The following is a 16,740-nucleotide window of genomic DNA, read 5'->3' on the forward strand; positions in this document are numbered from 1 at the left end:
CTCGCGGCCGCGCCCGCGCCCGCGCTCGCGCCGGCACCGGCGCCCGCGTCGACACCCGCACTCGCGCCCTGCCCGCCGAGTCGCGCTGCGACCGTCGCCGCCAGCACGGCCGCGCTGCTGGCGTAGGCGGCGGCGAGGCTTCTGCGCAGGACGGCGGTCGCGCCGCGCGGCCACAGCAGCAGCCCGACGGCGAGGCTGATCGCGCAGCCGATCGCGATGTCCTCGATCCGCACCAGCCCGACCGACCAGCCGACCGGCTCGATCAGGTTGAAGATCACCAGCACCGCGAGCGAGAAGGCGGCCTGGCCGGCGACGAACGAGATCGCTCTCGGCGCGTAGGCGGCCAGCAGCAGCGTCAGCGGCAGCAGCGCCCACAGCACCGCCTCGTGCTCGCCGACCGCGAGCACGACCAGTCCGCCCGCGACGATCCCGATCGTCGTGCCGGCGAGCGCCTGCACGGCGCTGGCGCCGGTGCTGAGCGCGCGCGAGCGCAGCACGGAGACGGTGCCCAGCACGACCCAGAACGCGTGCTGCAGCTCGGCCGCGTTGCCGATCCCGACCGCCAGCGCCAAGCCGAGCCCGCCGCGCACGCTGTTGCGGAACCAGATCGAGCGGGTGCTCGCGTACGCCGCGGCGAGGCGGCCCGAGGCCGCCGCGTGCCGCGCGTCGCGCGCGCCCCGTCGGCGCAGCGCCGCGGTCGCCGTCGGGGCTCCGGCGTCCCTCGCCTCGATCGCGTCGATCTCCGGCACCGTCTCGCCGCAGGCGCGCAGCGCGTCGGCGGCCAGGTGCCAGGCGGCGTACGACATCATCCGCAGCGCGAAGGCGTGCTCCAGCTCGCGCTCGATCCGCTCCTCCTCGCCACGCGGCGTCGCTTCGAGCGAGCGCAGCAGCGCGGCGCCGAAGCGCTCGCGGGCGGCGCTCAGGCGCGCGAAGTCGGGCTCGCCGACGCCGCCGTCGAGGCGCGCGGCGGCGGCGTCCAGCAGTGCGGCGACGGCTCCGTGCAGCTCGGCGCTCTCGCGCGGGAACGGCTCGCCGTCGCGCTCCGGCAGCAGGCGGGCGGCGAACTGCCCGAGCCAGTCGAGGTCGTCGGCGAGCGCCGCCAGCGCGGCGGCCGGGCCGGTCGCGCCGGCCGGGCGGTACGGGGTCGCGTAGAAGGCGGCGCGGGTCTCGCGCACCGCCTCCGCGGCCGCCGCGCGGCGCTCGGCGAGCAGCTCGGGGTCGCCGTCGCAGTGGGTCTGGGCGAGATCGGCGAAGGCACGGCAGCCGACGGCCGCGGCGGCGCGCAGACGGTCGCGCGGCCGTCTCGGCCACAGCAGCAGCGCGGCCGGGATCGAGAGCGCCGTGGCGATCGCCCAGCCGAGCAGCCGCTCGTCGAGCGCGTCGATCGGGGCCGGGATGGTCGCCGCCAGCACGAACGCGAGCAGCGCTCCCGTCGAGCCGGCCGCGAAAGTGCCGCCGAAGACGCCGGAGAAGAGGATCGTGAAGCCGACCAGCGCCATCGCGACGGTTGCCAGCCATGGGGTCTCGGAGCAGAGCGTGCCGACGGCGATCAGCGGGACGCCGGTCAGCGCCAGCAGCAGGTACGCGCGCAGGCGCACGCCCGGGCTGCCGCTGAAGTCGGAGAACAGCACCAGCGCGAAGCAGCCGAAGATGGCGAACGTCGCGGCGTGGGGATCGTCGAGCCAGCCGAGCGTCAGCGCGAAGGCGATCGACCCGGCGAGCGCCAGCCGGATCGCGTTCTGCAGCGCATACCTCCGCACGTCGCGATCCTACGCCCCACCGCGGCGTGCCGCCTGTGCGAGCGGACGGTCGTCGCCGGGTACGCTGCGCCCATGGACTTCCTCGTCTACCTGCTCGCGCTGCTGCTGATCGGCCTCGTCGTCGGCGCGCTCGCGCGGCTGGCGCTGCCCGGTCCCGACCCGCTGTCGATCTGGGCGACGATCGGCCTCGGCCTCGCCGGCACGCTGATCGCCGGGCTGGTGATGCGGCTGCTGTTCGACGACGAGGGCGGCGCCGGGATCGTCGTCTCGGTGCTCGTCTCGACGCTGCTGCTGTGGGGCCTGCGCCGCGCTCGCGGCGGTCACGTCACGCCGTACAACACGAAGCGCTGAGCGCCACGGCCGCGCAGACCCAGCGGGAGTTCCCACCAGCGACGCGCAGCTCAGCGCGCCGCCGTGGAACTCCCAACTGAAAGCGGCCTCAGGCCGATTTCACCCGTAGCGCTCGCCCGTGATCGCGCGCAGCTTCGAGCGGTCGTGCGTGGCGTGAACGCGGCGCACCGTGCCCGAGCGCGAGCGCATCACGAGCGACTCGGTCGTCGCGCCTCTGCCGCGGTAGCGGACGCCCTGCAGCACGTCGCCGTCGGTCACGCCGGTGGCGGAGAAGAAGACGTCGTCGCCCCAGCAGAGGTCGTTGGTCGTGAGGATTCTGGAGAGGTCGTAGCCGGCGTCGATCGCGGCCTGTCTCTCCGTCTCGTCGCGCGCCCACAGGCGGCCGACGATCGCGCCGCCCATGCACTTCAGCGCGGCGGCGGTGATGACGCCCTCCGGCGTGCCGCCGATCCCGTACAGCAGGTCGACCGGCGAGCGGTCGCTGACGGCGAGCAGCGCCGCCGAGACGTCGCCGTCGGTGATCAGCTTGATGCGGCCACCGGCCTCGCGCACGTCCTTCATCGCCTGCTCGTGGCGGGGACGGTCGAGCATCACGACGGTGACGTCGCCGACGCCCATGCCCTTGCGGTCGGCGACCAGCTTCAGCGTCTCGCCGATCGGACGGTCGAGGTCGAGCAGGTCGGCGACCTCCTCGTTGCCGGCCATCTTCTCCATGTAGACGATCGGACCCGGATCGAACATCGTGCCGCGCTCGGCGAGCGCGATCACGGCGATCGCCGACGGCATCCCGAGCGCGCAGAGGCGCGTGCCCTCCAGCGGGTCGACGGCGATGTCGACCTCCGGCGCGGAACCGTCGCCGATCGTCTCGCCGTTGTAGAGCATCGGCGCCTCGTCCTTCTCGCCCTCGCCGATCACGACCGTGCCGCTCATCGGCACCGAGTCGAGCACGAAGCGCATCGCGTCGACGGCCGCCTGGTCGGCGGCGATCTTGTCGCCGCGGCCGACGAGTCGCGCCGCGGCCAGCGCCGCCGCTTCGGTGACACGCGCAAGCTCCAGCGCGAGGTTGCGATCGGGGCGGTTCTGATTCGAAGTCATGAAAGGGGCGGCGGTCGGGAGGTGATCGGGGGCGCCGGAAGCGCGGACGCTACCACCCTGCCCTCGATCGTCGGACGATATGCCGGAGCGCTTCCGGGGGATACAGTCCGGCGCCGATGCAGTTCAACCGCCTCCTTCCCGATCCCGGACCGGTCGACAGCGCCGAGCTGCTGCACGACCTCGGGCTCGCCGCGCGCGCGCCCGTCGATCGCCCGTTCGTGATCTCCAACTTCGCCGCGACACTCGACGGCCGCATCGCGCTCGACGGCCGTTCCGGCTCGATCGGCGACGACGGCGACCACGAGGTCTTCCGGCGCCTGCGCACGCAGGCCGACGCGCTGCTCGTCGGCACCGGCACGATCGAGCAGGAGGGCTACAGCCGCCCGATCCGCAGAGCCGACCTGCGCGCCGTGCGCGAGGCGCTGGGGCTCAACCCGGTGCCGCCGCTGGTGACGATCACGCGCAGCGGCCGGCTGCCGCTGGAGATCCCGCTGTTCGGAGATCCCGAGGCGCACGTGATCGTCTACACGACCGCCGCGATCGAGCCGCCGCGGGTGGCGGCGCGCGTCGACCTGCAGCAGATCGACGACGGCCCGCTGCTGACGGGCGCGCTGCGGCACCTGCGCAGCGCCTACGGGGTCCGCTCGGTGCTGTGCGAAGGCGGCCCGCTGCTGCTGAGCGGGCTGCTGCACGAAGGGCTCGTCGACGAGCTGTTCCTGACGGTCGCGCCGTTGCTGGCGGGCGGTGGGCCGGAGCCGCCGATGACGAGCGGTGCGCCGTTGAGCGTGCCGGCGCGGCTGGAACTGCGCTGGGTGCTGGAGCGCAACGGGTCGCTCTACCTGCGCCATTCCGTCACGCCTGGATAGGCTGAGCGCTCCCCCGTAACCGCGCAAGGACTGGGCAGCCGCATGATCCAACTGACCGTCGCGGGCGACGCCGAGGCCGCCGCCCGCACCACCGCCGAGCGTGTCGCCGCCGTCATCGCCGACGCCCGCAGCGAACGGGGCGTCGCCCACATCTCGCTCGCCGGCGGCCGCACGCCGGCGCGCGCCTATCGCATGCTGGCGAGACACGTCGACGACTGGAGCGGCGTCCACTTCTGGTTCGGCGACGAGCGCTGCGTGCCGCTCGACGACGCCGACAGCAACTACAAGATGGTCGTCGACGACCTGCTCGCCGGCGCGTCGCAGCCGCCGCCGACGATCCATCCGGTGACCGAGGCGACGCTCGACGGCGCGACCGCGGCGGCCGCCTACGAGCAGGAGCTGCGCGACGAGCTGGGCGGCGAGATCCCGCGGCTCGACCTCGCGCTCCTCGGCCTCGGCGAGGACGGCCACACCGCCTCGCTCTTCCCCGACGACCCGGTGCTCGAGGAACAGGAGCGCCTCTGCGTCCCGGTCCACGGCACGAAGCCGCCGTTCGACCGCATCAGCCTGACGCTGCCGGTGCTGCGCGCCGCGCGCAAGTCGATCATCCTCGCCGAAGGAGCCGGCAAGGCGTGGGCGATCGGACAGCTGCTCGCCGGCCCGTCGCCGCGGATCCCGGCCAGCCTGCTCGACCACGAGGGCGCCGAGATCGAGCTGATCATGGACCACGCGGCCGCGCCGGCTTGAGCACTGCCGGCAGACCCGGCGCATCGCCGCTCCAGGTTTCGGTGCGAGCGTCGAGGTGAAAGACTCTCCGTCAATGCCGAGCCAGACGGCAGCCCAGGCCAGTGACGTCGAGACGATCGTGCGAGTGCTCGCGGAGACGCGCGAGCGGACGCTGCGCCTCGTCGGCCACCTCGACGACGCGACGCTCGAGCGGGTGCACACGCCCCTGCTCAGCCCGCTCGTCTGGGATCTCGGCCACATCGCCGCGTTCGAGGACCTGTGGGCGGTCCGCCGGCTCGACGGCCAGGAGCTGCTGCGGCCGGACCTCGCGCAGGTCTACGACGCCTTCGAGACGCCGCGCGCCGAGCGCGGCGAGATCCCCTTCCTGCGCCGCGCGGAGGCGCTCGACTACCTCGACGCGGTGCGCGCGCGAACGCTCGCGGCGCTCGCGCGCCACGGCGTCGACCCGCTCGTGCACGAGCTGGTGATCCGCCACGAGCAGCAGCACGGCGAGACGATGCTGCAGGCGATGCAGCTGGCGGGGTTGCCGGCGCCCGCCGACGCGCTGCCGGCGCCGCTGCGCGGCGAGCACGGCGCGGCGCCGGCGCCCGGCGCCGGCGGCCTGGAGCTGATCGAGCTGCCGGCCGCGCGCGTGACGCTCGGGGCGCCGCCGCTGGAGCAGGCCTTCTCCTACGACAACGAGCGGCCGCGCCACGCCGTCGAGCTGCCGGCCTATCGCATCGGCCGCACCGCGATCACGAACGCGACCTTCCTGACCTTCGTCGAAGGCGGCGGCTACGAGCGGCGCGAGTGGTGGTCGCGCGAGGCGTGGGCGTGGAAGGAGGAGTACGACATCGAACGCCCGGCCGGCTGGCAGCGCGACGGCGACGGCGCCTGGGTGCAGCGGCGGATGGACCGCCTCGTCCCGCTCGACCCCGACGCCCCCGTCGTGCACGTCTCGTGGTTCGAGGCCGACGCCTTCGCCCGCGCGCATGGTGCGCGTCTGCCGAGCGAGGCCGAGTGGGAGGCGGCGGCGACCTGGGACCACGCGACCGGCAGACAGCTCGCGCAGCCGTGGGGCGACGGCGACGCGCGCGGTCGCGCGAACGTCGACTGGCGCCAGTACGGCACCGTCCCCGTCGGCGCCCATCCCGGCGGCGCCGCGCCGAGCGGCTGCCTCGGCATGATCGGCGACACGTGGGAGTGGACGTCGAGCAGCTTCGGCGGCTACCCCGGCTTCAGCGCCCATCCCTATCGCGAGTACTCCGAGGTCTTCTTCGGTGACGCCTACCGCGTGCTGCGCGGCGGCTCGTGGGCGACGCGGGCGCGCGTCGCGACGCCGACCTTCCGCAACTGGGACTACCCGCAGCGCCGTCAGATCTTCGCCGGCTTCCGGATCGCAAAGGACCCCAGATGACCCCCGTCTCCGCTTCTGCCGCCGACGACGCGATCGCGATCGACAACCACCTCGACGACGCGGTGCACGAGCGCGGCCTCGCCGACGACGTGCTCGACGGGCTCACGCGGCCGTTCAAGGAGCTGCCGCCGAAGCACTTCTACGACGCGCGCGGCTGCGAGCTGTTCGACGCGATCTGTGAGCTGCCCGAGTACTACCCGACGCGCACCGAGCGGGCGCTGCTGGAGGCGCACGCGGCCGAGATCGCGGCCGCGACCGGGGCCGCCGAGCTGGTCGAGCTGGGGTCGGGCAGCGCCTCCAAGACGCGCGTGCTGCTCGGCGCGATGGCGGCCGCCGGCAGGCTGCGCCGCTACGTCCCGCTCGACGTTGCCGAGGGGGTCGTGCGCGACAGCGCCGAGGCGCTCGTGGAGGAGTACGACGGGCTGCGCGTGCACGGCGTCGTCGGCGACTTCGAGCGCCACCTCGGCGAGATCCCGGAGGCCGAGCCGGGCGCGCCGCGGATCGTCGCGCTGCTCGGCGGCACGATCGGCAACTTCCCGCCCGGCTCCCGCCGCCGCCTGCTGCGCGAGATCGGCGAGCTGCTCGGGCCTGACGACCGGCTGCTGCTCGGCACCGGCCTCGTCACCGACGTGCCCTCGCTCGAGGCCGCCTACGACGACGCGGCCGGCGTGACAGCCGAGTTCAACCGCAACGTGCTCGCGGTCGTCAACCGCGAGCTGGAGGCCGACTTCCCGCTCGACGGCTTCGCCCACGTCGCCTTCTTCGACCGCCGGCACGAGTGGATCGAGATGCGGCTGCGCGCGCTGCGGCCGGCGTCGGTGCTGGTCGGCGCGCTCGACCTGCGCGTCGAGCTGGCCGCCGGCGAGGAGATCCGCACCGAGATCAGCGCCAAGTTCACGCGCGAGCGGGTGGAGAGCGACTACGCGGCCGCCGGCCTGCGCCTCGACGGCTGGTTCGAGGACGCCGACGGCCGCCACGCGCTGTCGCTGGCGGCGCGGGCGTAGGGCGCCACGACTGAGTCGACCCGTCAGACCGGGCGCGTCGGCGAGTCGGCCGGCTCGCCCGGATCGGGCACGTCGGCGACGTGCTGCGGCGCGGCGAAGCGGCCGACGCGCGACTCGGCGAGGTCGAGCCGCGCCAGCGAGCGCAGGAAGCCGTGCGTCACGAGCACGTGGATCGCCGACTGCGTCCAGCGGTAGAGGTGCTTGCTGATGCTGTGCGCGATCGCCGGGTAGAAGTTCGCGACCTCGACCTCGACGTGGATCCGTTGCATGCCGGGCGCGTCGTCGGCGGGGCCGCATCTGCGCACGTCGATCTGCAGGTAGCCGTCACCGTGACGGCCGGCCTTCGCGACCAACAGGCCGTCCTCGATCCGCCAGCGCACGATCCCGCGCTCGCCGTCCATCTCGTACTCGGGGGCCTGGAAGCGCAGCAGCCGCAGCGGCGCCCGCAGCAGCACGACCGTCCGCTGCGTCTCGCTGTAGTCGACGCGCACGAAGCCGAGCGTCGCGCGCGAGAGGAAGCGCCAGTAGGTGCGCGCCAGCCGCTCCAGCTGCGGGGGGCTCCACAGCTGCTCCAGCTCGGCCGCGGGCAGCGTCAGCTCGGCCGCCTGCGTCGACCTGACGGCGCCGTGGACGTCGAGCGTCGTGTTGTCCTCGGCGCTGACGATGCGGGCGCGCGCCGGCCAGCCGCGGCGGGCGCGGCGGCGGACGGCCACCGCGGCGGCGGCGAACAGGGCGAAGAGGGCGAGGACGGCGGCCATCGTCCTTGGATTGTGCCCGTCCGGCCCGCGCCGCACCGTCATCCCCTGCTGCCGCTCAGATCCGCTCGATCGGGAAGGAGGCGCCGCTGCGCGTCTGCCCGCCTCCGGGCGGCAGGAAGGCGAGCCCGTCGGCGCCGGCGAGCGAGCCTGTGATGTGCGAGCCCTGCGCGCCGTTGGGGGTCGCGCGCAGCAGCCCGTCGCGGTCGTCGAGTCGCACCCGCACCGCCTGCTCGCGATCGCGCAGCGGCATCTGGATCGTCAGCAGCGCCTCGCCCCGCGGCGGCAGCGGCTGCGCATGGCCTTGCAGCGCAAGCAGCGCCGGTCGCGCGAACAGCAGGAAGGTGACGTAGGAGGAGACGGGGTTGCCGGGCAGGCCGAAGACGAGCTGGTCGCCGCGCTGGCCGAACCAGGTCGGCTTGCCGGGCTGCAGCGACACTCTCCAGAAGCGCTCCTGCACGCCGAGCGCCGCCAGCGCGGGCTTGACGTGGTCGTGCGGGCCGACCGAGACGCCGCCGGAGGCGAGCACGACGTCGGCTTGCGTGAGCGCGTCGGCGAAGGCGGCCTCGGTCGCCGCGAGCGTGTCCTGCACGCGCGCGACCGTCAGCAGCTCGGCGCCGGCCTGTCGCGCCAGGGCCGCGAGCATCACGGCGTTGGAGTTGTGGATCTCGCCGGGGCCGAGCGGCGCGCCGGGCTCGCGCAGCTCGTCGCCGGTGCAGAGGACGACGACGCGCGGCGCGCGCGTGCAGCCGACCTCGGCGAGGCCGGCGCCGACGGCGACCGCCAGCTCGCCGGGGCCCAGGCGCGTGCCGGCTCTCAGCACGACGGTGCCGGCGCGCAGGTCCTCGCCGGCCTTGCGCACGTTGAGCCCGGCCTTGATGTCGGTGCTGAGCAGCACGCTGTCGCCCAGCTCGATCGTGTCCTCGACGCGGATGACGGCCTCGGCGCCGTCCGGCAGCGGCGCGCCGGTCGAGATGCGGACGGCCTCGTCGCGGCCGACGACGACCCCGGCGGGGCTGCCGGCGCGCGCCTCGCCGACGATCCGCAGCGAGCGTCTGGACGGTCCGTGATGAACTGCAAACCCGTCCATGGCCGAATTTCCGAACGGGGGCACGTCGGCCGCCGCGACGACGTCCTCGGCGAGCACGCGATCGAGCGCGATCGCAAGCGGGACGGGCTCGGACGGCAGCTGGACGCTCGCCGCGAGCACATCGGCGCGGGCGTCGGAGATCGGGATCAGGGCTCTGGACACGGGTTCATTGTGTCCATACGCGCTCGCACTCGTCATCCGCTGCTGGTATAGACCCTCGGATGACGGATTCGAGGACGCCTCGTCCTCACCGCCCCGAACCGATCGCGTGGGGGGCGGTGGAATCGCTCGTGGGGCGCGCTCAGACGATTGCCAAGGGCTGGCTGCTGCTGTTGCTCGAGCGTGCTCCGCTCGACGCCGTCGGCACGATTCCCGCTGCCGCGCTGGCGGCCGAAGGGCCGGCGCTCTGCGCCGCGCTGGCGCGTGGGCTCGGCTCCGACGTGGAGCTGGACCGGCTGCGCGCCGACGGTGATCTCGCGCCGCTGGTCGCGCGCGTCGGCCCGCTGTGCGGCGCGGCCGACGCGATCGAGACCGTCGGCGCCGTCGAGGCGCTGCGCGCCTGCCTCTGGACGACGGCGCTGGAGTCCGACGCGGATGCGCGCGACGCCGCCTTCGTCGGCCGCCTCGCCGACCGTCTCGCGACCGTCACCGCCGTCGTGACGGCGACCGCGCTGACGGGCCATGGCGTCGTCGTGCCCGCGTCGCAGGTCAGCGCCCCGTCCGCGCCACCGCGGGCAGCCGCCGCGCCCGAGCCGCCGCCCGCGGCAGCGGCCGGGCCTGTCCCCGCCTACGACGACGTCCCGCCCGACCACGACGGGATCCCGCACGCGCCCTACGGCGAGCCGCCGGCCCAGTCGGCGAGCGCGTCGGGCGGCGGCCAGCCGGCATGGTCGCACCCCGAGCCGGCGCTGGAGGACCTGCGCGACGACGATCCCGAGCCGGTCGGCTCGGTCACCCAGCTGCCGGGGCGCGCGGGGACCGACCCGCGCCACGGGCCGGTCGCGGGGATGGACGACTCCGACCTCTGGATCGCGACGCTGGAGCGGCACATCGACCGCTGCCAGCGCGAGGGCGGCGGGCTGGCGCTGCTGCGCGTCGAGCTGGTCGACGGCGACCGCGTCGCCGCCAGCGCCCCCGACGGCGAGTCCCACGTCCCATACGGCCGGCTCGCGCAGGCGATCCGCAGGGCGATCCGGCGACAGGACCTCGTCGCCTCCGACCATCAGGGCCGCGCCTGGGTGATCGCGCCCGGCGTCGGCCGCGCCGGCGCGATCGCGCTGGCCGAGCGGATCGGCGCCGGCGTCGAGCAGGGCGAGAGCTGGCGCGGCGCGCCGCTGGCCGCGACGATCGGCTTCGCCGTCTACGGTGAGGACGGCCACGACGCGGCGACGCTGATCGACCGCGCCGAGGAGGCGATGCTCGCCGCGACGGCGGCCGGCGCGCGCATCGGCGAGGCCGCGCCGCACCCCGAGGACTTCGGCGCCGGCCCGGATCTCCCGGGCCCGCGGCTCGTGCGCTGAGTCAGTGCGTGCGGCGCGCGCCGCGACGCGGTGCGCTCAGCGCGAGGAGGGGATCGCCGGCGCGCGGTACGGCGTCTTGAGCATCGGCACGCTCGTGACGGTCAGCGCGCCGATCGTGATCAGGCCGTCGCTGGCGCCGAGCGCCGTGTGGGTCGCCTTCGTCAGGTCCCACGTGCGGCCGTCGATGAAGGGGCCGCGGTCGATCACGGGGGCGACGAGCTTCTTGCCGCCGTAGTACAGCTCGATCTGCGTGCCGCACGGCAGCGTCTTGTGCGCGACGCCGATCGTCGTCTTCGTCAGTCTGATGCCGCAGGCGGTCTTGGAGCCGCCGTTGGTGGCCGGCGAGTACCAGCTCGCGACGCCCGGGCGGTAGACGGTCACGCCGACCTGCGGGGCGCCGTCGACGGCGCGCGTGGCGGCGGTGCTGGCGCCGGCGACGGCACGCAGCTGCTGGGCGCCGAGCGCGCGCGGGCGCCAGGCGGCCTTGAAGCTGCCGTCGGTCGCGACGGCGGCGGCGCCGACGGCTCTCCAGGCGCCGCTCTTGGCGTCGAGCGCCTCGATCGAGACGGTCCCGAGACCGCTGGGGGCGATGCCGCTGACGGTCGCGCGCTGCTTCAGCAGCGCCGCGCCGCGCGAGGAGATCGTGATGCCGTTGCCGCTGGCGGTCGCGACGGAGGTGCCGATCGCGAGCGCGGCACCGGTCGGGACGGCGCCCTCGACGGGCGCGTCGGGCGAGGCGCCGCCGACCGACGCGGCGGTGGCGGTGGCGGGGGCGCAGGGGAGGGCTGCCGCGAGCATGGCGGCAGCAGCGATGGCGACAGGGCGGCGGCGAAGGCTCATAGATGGTGTGCCGGTGCCTACGAGGTGAGCTGTCGGGCTCGCGACGCCAGTCCGGCGCGCCGCTACGGTCCGTGCTGCGACCGATTCGCCCCCGCGAGCCGAGGCTCGCAATGGGTCCCCCGTCGGCACTGCGCAGGACGCGGTGCCGTTCGGCGTGGCGGCGGGCAGTATACGAAAGAACGCACGCGAAACGCAGCCGCCGGCACCGCGCGCATCGCACCGGGAACAGGGGCGCTCAAGCGTTGCCGCGAGACGCCGATCAAAAGAGAAGAAAGCTCCGCAACATGAAACGTCGCGGTGCGTTCTGCGTAGTAGTGACAGGAGTACGCCGTGCGCACCATGCCCGAGATGCGGGCAGGCAGCCCGAAACTGGCGCCGACGCGTTGACTCCTCAAACGCGAAGAAGCTAGACTCCTGCTCATGTTTGGATGGCGGTGGTGCGCGCTCAAAGCGGGCTCGCCGCGTCTGATGATCGCGCCGAGTGCAGGAAGTTGGGTGGCGCGCACGCGACGAGAAACGGAACCAGATGTCTGTAGCTGAACTTCAGGAACTCGAAGAGATCAAGGGTCTCGTCAACCGCGGGACGCAGCTCGGCGTCCTGACGTACGCCGAGATCGCCAGAGCGGTCAGCGAGCTCGACCTCGACGAGACGGACGTCGAGGACCTGCACGGGTTCCTCGAGAGATCCGAGATCGAGCTCGTCGAGGAGATCGATCCGGCCACTGCTGCCGGCAACGAGGTGGAGCGCGCGCCGGACAGACGTCGCGGCCGCCGCGCCAGAACGGCGCTCGACCTCAAGCCGGACATGACGACCGACTCCCTTCAGCTGTTCCTGAAGGACATCGGCAAGGTCCGCCTGCTCACCGCCCAGGAGGAGGTCGACCTCGCCAAGCGGATCGAGCGCGGCGACCTCGACGCGAAGCAGAAGATGGTCGAGTCCAACCTCCGTCTCGTCGTCTCGATCGCGAAGAACTACCGCAACCAGGGCCTCCCCTTCCTCGATCTGATCCAGGAGGGCACGCTCGGCCTCGTGCGCGCCGCGGAGAAGTTCGACTACCGCAAGGGCTTCAAGTTCTCCACGTACGCGACCTGGTGGATCCGTCAGGCGATCGCGCGCGCGCTCGCCGACAAGGCGCGCACGATCCGCATCCCCGTGCACGTCGTCGAGAAGCTGAACAAGATCGGCCGCGCCGAGCGCAAGCTCGTCACCGAGCTGGGTCGCGAGCCCACGGCCGAGGAGATCGCCGAGGTCACCGGCATCGATCCCGAAGAGGTCGACTCGATCAAGCGCTCCGCGCAGGCGCCGGTCTCGCTCGAGAAGCCGGTCGGCGACGAGGAGGAGTCGGAGTTCGGCCAGTTCATCGCTGACGAGCGCGCCGAGTCGCCGTACGAGCGTGCCGCGGAGATCCTCACCAAGGAAGCCCTCCGCGAGGCGCTCGAGAACCTCTCGTACCGTGAGCGCCGCGTGCTGGAGCTGCGCTACGGCCTCGGCGGCGAGCATCCGCGCACGCTCGACGAGGTCGGCCGCACGTTCAACGTGACGCGCGAGCGCATCCGTCAGATCGAGAACCAGTCGCTGAAGAAGCTGCAGTCGCTGGCGGAGGCTCAGAAGCTCCGCGACGTGGCCTGAAGCAGCCGCTCTACGGCGCGCCTGCCCAGGCGCGCCGCGCAGTTCCGTTTCTCAGGGCCCCGGTGCGAACCGGGGCCCTTCGCGTTTGCGCTCAGGCCGACTCGCGCCGCAGCTTCGCGATCGCGGCCGAGCCCGGGGTCAGCGGATAGTCAGGCAGCAGCCGCTCCGCCCACGCGCCGCACGGCCGCCCGTCGGTCAGCTCGCGCATGTCGGCGTTGGCGCTGATCAGCCGCACGGTCGGCGCGATCTGGGTCCCGGCGGCGTTGGGCGCGTCGTCGTCGCCGAGCGTCCCGGCGGCGAGCAGCTCGTCGACCCGGTCGAGCGCCGCGGGCAGCGCCGCCAGCGCCGACTGCGCCCCGGTCGCGTTCGCGTCGGCTCTCGCCGCCATCCCGAGCGCGACCGGCGTGGCGAGCACGGCGGAGACCTTCGGCAGCGGCAGCCCGACGTGCTCGCGGTTGATCCATGTTCGTGTTGTGAGGTCGTGCGCGATCGCGTAGCGGGCGACCTGGCGCGGCAGGTTCTGGAAGGTCGCCTCGCCCCACCGCTCGGCCTCCTCCACCGCGGCGCGGGCGGCCGGGTCGGCGGGATAGAGCGACGGCTCGGGCACGAGCCGCTCCAGCTCGCGCACGATCTCCAGCGAGCCCTCGACGCGGCGGCCGTCGATCCGCGCGGAGGGAACGGTGCCGCGGCGGAAGCCGCGCAGCCACAGCAGTCCCGGGTGGAGGCCGGCCGGCAGGTCGACGACCTTCGCTTCCACGCCCTTGCGCGCGAGCGCGAGCTGCACGCTCCAGCCGGGGTGGGAGAGCGGCATCGTGTAGAGCGTGACGTCCATCGCGCGAACCTAGCGCGCGAGCGTCGCGGTGGCGCCGCTTCCCGGTGCGGTGCGCGGCCGCCGGGGGAGGCGGCCGCGCTGTTCGTCACCGGGTGAGACCCCAGCCCAACCCGCGCCATCTCCCATAGGTCATAGGGGATGTCTCCAGTTCTTCACAGCTTTCTTGACGAACGCGAGGGCGCCTGTTTCGCTGGCCTCCCCCCGACACGATTCGAAAGGACTCACGACCGTGGACAGCACGCTCGACCAGTTCGCCGAGAAGACCTCGACGGACTCCTTCACTCTCCAGAACTCGAAGCTGCTGAAGGTGCGGCTCGACGCGGTCACGATCCAGGCGAAGATCGGCTCGATGGTCGCCTACCAGGGCGACGTGAAGTTCGAGCACGCCGGCTCGGGCGGCATGAGCCGGATGCTGAAGAAGGCGGTCTCGGGCGAGGGCGCCGAGCTGATGAAGGTGACCGGCAGCGGCGAGGTCTTCCTCGCCGAGCAGGCGCAGGACATCCACCTGATCCGTCTCGAGAACGACAAGATCACGTGCAACGGCGCGCACGTGCTCGCCTTCGACGCCGGCATCGACTGGGACATCGAGCGCGTCAAGGACGCAGGCTCGGCGATCGCCGGCGGCATGAGCAACCTGTCGCTGAAGGGCAGCGGCTGGGTCGCGATCGTGACCGACGGCCCGCCCGTCCGCCTCGACGTCGCCGCCGCGCCGACCTTCGCCGACGCGCAGGCCGCGATCCTCTGGTCCTCGGGCGTCTCGACCGCGGTCAAGACCGACGTCAACTTCAAGAGCCTGATGGGCAGATCGTCCGGCGAGACGCTGCAGATCGCCTTCTCGGGCGAGGGCTGGGTGCTGATCCAGCCGTCGGAGGGCCTCGTCGCGGGCAGCCCGCTCGCCGGCGCCGCCGGCGGCCTCTCGAAGATGCTGCGCGGCTGAACCTCGCGCACGGCGGCGGCGCCCGGGGTGAGCGCGCCGTCGCCGATGCACTTCAGTTCGTGAAGTCTTGCGGTATCCTCGACGTATGGCGTACGACGAGAACTGCCCGGTCTGCGCGACTGCCGAGATCGTCTGCGGCAAGTGGACGCTGTTGATCATTCGCGACCTCGCCGACGACCGCCAGCGCTTCTGCGAGCTGGAGCGTTCGCTGAAGGGGATCTCACCGCGCACGCTGTCGCTGCGCCTGCGGGCCCTCGAGGAGGAGGGGATGGTCAAGCGCGAGACCTTCCCCGAGGTCCCGCCGCGGGTCGAGTACGCGCTGACCGAGAAGGGCCGCGCGCTCGTGCCGCTGATCGAGGACATGCGCAGCTACGGCCGCCGCTGGCTCGGCGCCGAGGGCGACTGCACACCGGCTGCTGAGGACGACGCCGCCGTCGCTCCCGCGGTCGTCGCGCCGCCTGCCTTCGCGGCGTAGCCCCGCGCCGAGGGCGTCGCACGCCCGGCCGGGCGCCAGCATCCTGCAAGCCTGCGTGCGGCTGAAGGAGCCGCGCGCTGGAGCGGCGAACGCCACTCCATGCGCAACCGCACGCTCCACCAACTGCTGAGAGCGTTCACCGAGGACGCGGGGCTGCAGCTCGCGGCGGAGACCGCGCGCGGCGCCGAGATACCGTTCGAGGTCGTCGAGGAGCCGGGCGCCCGCTCCGCGCTCTACTGCTACCGGCCGCTCACCGGCAACTTCATCCGCTCGCGGATGGGGATCCTCGACCGCCTGCCGACCTACCTGCCGGTCGCGCGCACGGTCGCCGCGATCGAGGGCGTCGACGCCTACCTGCGCAAGCGCGGCGAGCCGCGCATCCCGCCGGACGAGCGCGAGCGTGCCGATGCGGTGCTGCGCTCCTTCCTCTCCGCCGTCTACGCCGAGTCGAGCGAGTTCGGCTTCCAGTCCGAGCGCTTCGACGCCGCCTACCGCGAGCTGGAGGCCGCCCTTTACGAGGGCCGCCAGGTCGCGCTCGTCGTCGCGCCGCTGCTGGGGCTGGCGCTCGAGTCCGACGACGTGCCGCTCGGCGACGGGCTGTCGCTGGCGCGCGGCGAGAGCGTCCCCGACGTGCCGCCGGAGGCCGTCTGGTCGACGCCGGGCGAGGTCGAGCACGGCACCGTGCTCGCCGTCCTGACGCTGGAGGGCGACAAGCTGGCCGGCCCGCCGCTGACGACCGCGCGCACCCGCTTCCGCAGGCTGCTGAGCGCGCTGCGGCTGTTCGACGAGGGCTCCTACGCGCTCGGCCCGCTGGCGTGGGCGCGGCTCGACGGCGGCCCGTGGCAGGTCGTGCCGCTCGGTGCGGGCGGCCGCGCGCGCGGCCGCAAGACGCTCGTGTTGGAGCAGGAGGACGAGCTGCGCGCCTTCTGCAGCCTCGTCGCGCGGCGCACGCCGCGCGCCGGTGAGGTCGCCTGGGCGCTGAGCCGCTTCGAGATGGCGCGCGAGCGCACGACGCCGCTGGAGGCGCTGACGGACGACCTGCTGGCGCTGCGCGCGCTGCTGGAGCCGGAAGGGCCGGGCAGCGGCCGCCTCGCGCAGCGGCTCGCGGTGATCTGCGCGCTGCCGGCCGAGCGCGCCGCGCTCGCCGAGCGGGTCGCGCGCGCGGCGACGCTGGAGCGGACGGTGATCGCGGGGCTGGCGCAGCCCGACGCGAACGCCGACGCGCTGATCGACGAGCTGGCCGGCCACCTGCGCGCGCTGCTGCGCGACGTGCTCTGCGGCCACCTCGACTCGGACGTGCGCTCGCTCGCCGACGAGCTGCTGGCGGAGGCCGCGGCCGAAACGCCGATCGCCTCCTGAACGCGACCTGGCGCGTCGCAACGGCTGCGCAACGTCAAGCGCGCACGCGCCATGTCATCGTCCGAAGCTTGGAAACGCCTACG

16 protein-coding genes are annotated in these 16,740 nt (G+C 73.7%); 10 read left to right on the plus strand and 6 right to left on the minus strand.

Annotation, left to right across the window (positions count from 1 at the left end):
• The coding region (locus tag R7226_RS23175; RefSeq protein WP_318599730.1) for an FUSC family protein at positions 1-1,760 on the minus strand (1,760 nt) is incomplete at its 3' end.
• A 72-nt stretch (positions 1,761-1,832) separates the two neighbouring features.
• Between R7226_RS23175 and R7226_RS23180 the strand changes: the two genes are divergently transcribed.
• Entirely contained in the window at positions 1,833-2,111 is a 279-nt protein-coding gene (locus R7226_RS23180; protein ID WP_318599731.1) for a GlsB/YeaQ/YmgE family stress response membrane protein, read from the plus strand.
• A gap of 99 nt (positions 2,112-2,210) precedes the next feature.
• Here R7226_RS23180 and glpX read toward each other — a convergent pair whose 3' ends face one another.
• The gene (gene glpX, locus R7226_RS23185) at positions 2,211-3,206 is read right to left on the minus strand and encodes a class II fructose-bisphosphatase (RefSeq protein WP_318599732.1); all 996 of its coding nucleotides are present in this window, start codon (positions 3,204-3,206) and stop codon (positions 2,211-2,213) included.
• Positions 3,207-3,322: 116 nt separating this feature from the next.
• Here glpX and R7226_RS23190 point away from each other — a divergent pair, with 116 nt between their 5' ends.
• The 4 genes from R7226_RS23190 (at position 3,323) to egtD (ending at position 7,219) form a co-directional block, all read left to right on the plus strand.
• The gene (locus R7226_RS23190; protein WP_318599733.1) at positions 3,323-4,072 is read left to right on the plus strand and encodes a dihydrofolate reductase family protein; all 750 of its coding nucleotides are present in this window, start codon (positions 3,323-3,325) and stop codon (positions 4,070-4,072) included.
• 42 nt (positions 4,073-4,114) lie between these two features.
• Complete coding sequence (gene pgl / locus R7226_RS23195; RefSeq protein ID WP_318599734.1) at positions 4,115-4,819, plus strand: 6-phosphogluconolactonase; 705 nt, start codon at positions 4,115-4,117, stop codon at positions 4,817-4,819.
• A gap of 73 nt (positions 4,820-4,892) precedes the next feature.
• Positions 4,893-6,215 carry an ergothioneine biosynthesis protein EgtB gene (gene egtB, locus R7226_RS23200; protein WP_318599735.1) on the plus strand — a complete coding sequence of 441 codons (1,323 nt, stop codon included), beginning with the start codon at positions 4,893-4,895 and terminating at the stop codon, positions 6,213-6,215.
• Positions 6,212-7,219, plus strand: a complete 1,008-nt coding sequence (gene egtD, locus R7226_RS23205; protein WP_318599736.1) for an L-histidine N(alpha)-methyltransferase — start codon at positions 6,212-6,214, stop codon at positions 7,217-7,219. Before egtB ends, egtD begins: the two co-directional genes overlap by 4 nt.
• A gap of 23 nt (positions 7,220-7,242) precedes the next feature.
• On the opposite strand, the gene R7226_RS23210 is transcribed toward egtD, so the two are convergent.
• Positions 7,243-7,977: a hypothetical protein gene (locus tag R7226_RS23210; protein WP_318599737.1), complete on the minus strand. Its 735-nt coding sequence runs from the start codon at positions 7,975-7,977 to the stop codon at positions 7,243-7,245.
• A 55-nt stretch (positions 7,978-8,032) separates the two neighbouring features.
• Entirely contained in the window at positions 8,033-9,226 is a 1,194-nt protein-coding gene (locus tag R7226_RS23215; RefSeq protein ID WP_318599738.1) for a molybdopterin molybdotransferase MoeA, read from the minus strand.
• A 116-nt stretch (positions 9,227-9,342) separates the two neighbouring features.
• Here R7226_RS23215 and R7226_RS23220 point away from each other — a divergent pair, with 116 nt between their 5' ends.
• Positions 9,343-10,584, plus strand: a complete 1,242-nt coding sequence (locus R7226_RS23220; protein WP_318599739.1) for a GGDEF domain-containing protein — start codon at positions 9,343-9,345, stop codon at positions 10,582-10,584.
• Between the two features lie 36 nt (positions 10,585-10,620).
• Here the strand turns inward: R7226_RS23220 and R7226_RS23225 are convergent, their stop codons facing one another.
• On the minus strand, positions 10,621-11,382 hold the full coding sequence (locus R7226_RS23225) for a septal ring lytic transglycosylase RlpA family protein (RefSeq protein WP_318599740.1): 762 nt from the start codon (positions 11,380-11,382) through the stop codon (positions 10,621-10,623).
• A gap of 568 nt (positions 11,383-11,950) precedes the next feature.
• Here R7226_RS23225 and R7226_RS23230 point away from each other — a divergent pair.
• A complete protein-coding gene (locus R7226_RS23230; RefSeq protein ID WP_318599741.1) occupies positions 11,951-13,054 on the plus strand; it encodes a sigma-70 family RNA polymerase sigma factor in 1,104 nt (367 codons plus the stop codon).
• A gap of 91 nt (positions 13,055-13,145) precedes the next feature.
• Here the strand turns inward: R7226_RS23230 and R7226_RS23235 are convergent, their stop codons facing one another.
• A complete protein-coding gene (locus tag R7226_RS23235) occupies positions 13,146-13,886 on the minus strand; it encodes a glutathione S-transferase N-terminal domain-containing protein (protein WP_318599742.1) in 741 nt (246 codons plus the stop codon).
• Positions 13,887-14,115: 229 nt separating this feature from the next.
• Between R7226_RS23235 and R7226_RS23240 the strand changes: the two genes are divergently transcribed.
• The 3 genes from R7226_RS23240 to R7226_RS23250 all read left to right on the plus strand — a co-directional run bounded on the left by R7226_RS23240 (position 14,116) and on the right by R7226_RS23250 (position 16,657).
• On the plus strand, positions 14,116-14,823 hold the full coding sequence (locus tag R7226_RS23240; RefSeq protein ID WP_318599743.1) for an AIM24 family protein: 708 nt from the start codon (positions 14,116-14,118) through the stop codon (positions 14,821-14,823).
• An 85-nt stretch (positions 14,824-14,908) separates the two neighbouring features.
• Positions 14,909-15,298, plus strand: a complete 390-nt coding sequence (locus R7226_RS23245; protein ID WP_318599744.1) for a winged helix-turn-helix transcriptional regulator — start codon at positions 14,909-14,911, stop codon at positions 15,296-15,298.
• A 99-nt stretch (positions 15,299-15,397) separates the two neighbouring features.
• Entirely contained in the window at positions 15,398-16,657 is a 1,260-nt protein-coding gene (locus R7226_RS23250) for a hypothetical protein (RefSeq protein WP_318599745.1), read from the plus strand.
• Positions 16,658-16,740: the final 83 nt, after the last annotated feature.

Origin of the sequence: Conexibacter stalactiti, from assembly GCF_033542075.1 — a bacterium.
GTDB lineage: Bacteria > Actinomycetota > Thermoleophilia > Solirubrobacterales > Solirubrobacteraceae > Conexibacter > Conexibacter stalactiti.

What these genes read in the sequence shown, in the direction of transcription:
- egtD (WP_318599736.1), top strand. Translation starts at nt 6,212, where the DNA reads ATGACCCCCGTCTCCGCTTCTGCCGCCGACGACGCGATCGCGATCGAC.
- R7226_RS23180 (WP_318599731.1), top strand. Translation starts at nt 1,833, where the DNA reads ATGGACTTCCTCGTCTACCTGCTCGCGCTGCTGCTGATCGGCCTCGTC.
- glpX (WP_318599732.1), bottom strand. Translation starts at nt 3,206, where the DNA reads ATGACTTCGAATCAGAACCGCCCCGATCGCAACCTCGCGCTGGAGCTT.
- R7226_RS23210 (WP_318599737.1), bottom strand. Translation starts at nt 7,977, where the DNA reads ATGGCCGCCGTCCTCGCCCTCTTCGCCCTGTTCGCCGCCGCCGCGGTG.
- R7226_RS23190 (WP_318599733.1), top strand. Translation starts at nt 3,323, where the DNA reads ATGCAGTTCAACCGCCTCCTTCCCGATCCCGGACCGGTCGACAGCGCC.
- pgl (WP_318599734.1), top strand. Translation starts at nt 4,115, where the DNA reads ATGATCCAACTGACCGTCGCGGGCGACGCCGAGGCCGCCGCCCGCACC.
- egtB (WP_318599735.1), top strand. Translation starts at nt 4,893, where the DNA reads ATGCCGAGCCAGACGGCAGCCCAGGCCAGTGACGTCGAGACGATCGTG.
- R7226_RS23225 (WP_318599740.1), bottom strand. Translation starts at nt 11,382, where the DNA reads ATGCTCGCGGCAGCCCTCCCCTGCGCCCCCGCCACCGCCACCGCCGCG.
- R7226_RS23230 (WP_318599741.1), top strand. Translation starts at nt 11,951, where the DNA reads ATGTCTGTAGCTGAACTTCAGGAACTCGAAGAGATCAAGGGTCTCGTC.
- R7226_RS23250 (WP_318599745.1), top strand. Translation starts at nt 15,398, where the DNA reads ATGCGCAACCGCACGCTCCACCAACTGCTGAGAGCGTTCACCGAGGAC.
- R7226_RS23235 (WP_318599742.1), bottom strand. Translation starts at nt 13,886, where the DNA reads ATGGACGTCACGCTCTACACGATGCCGCTCTCCCACCCCGGCTGGAGC.
- R7226_RS23245 (WP_318599744.1), top strand. Translation starts at nt 14,909, where the DNA reads ATGGCGTACGACGAGAACTGCCCGGTCTGCGCGACTGCCGAGATCGTC.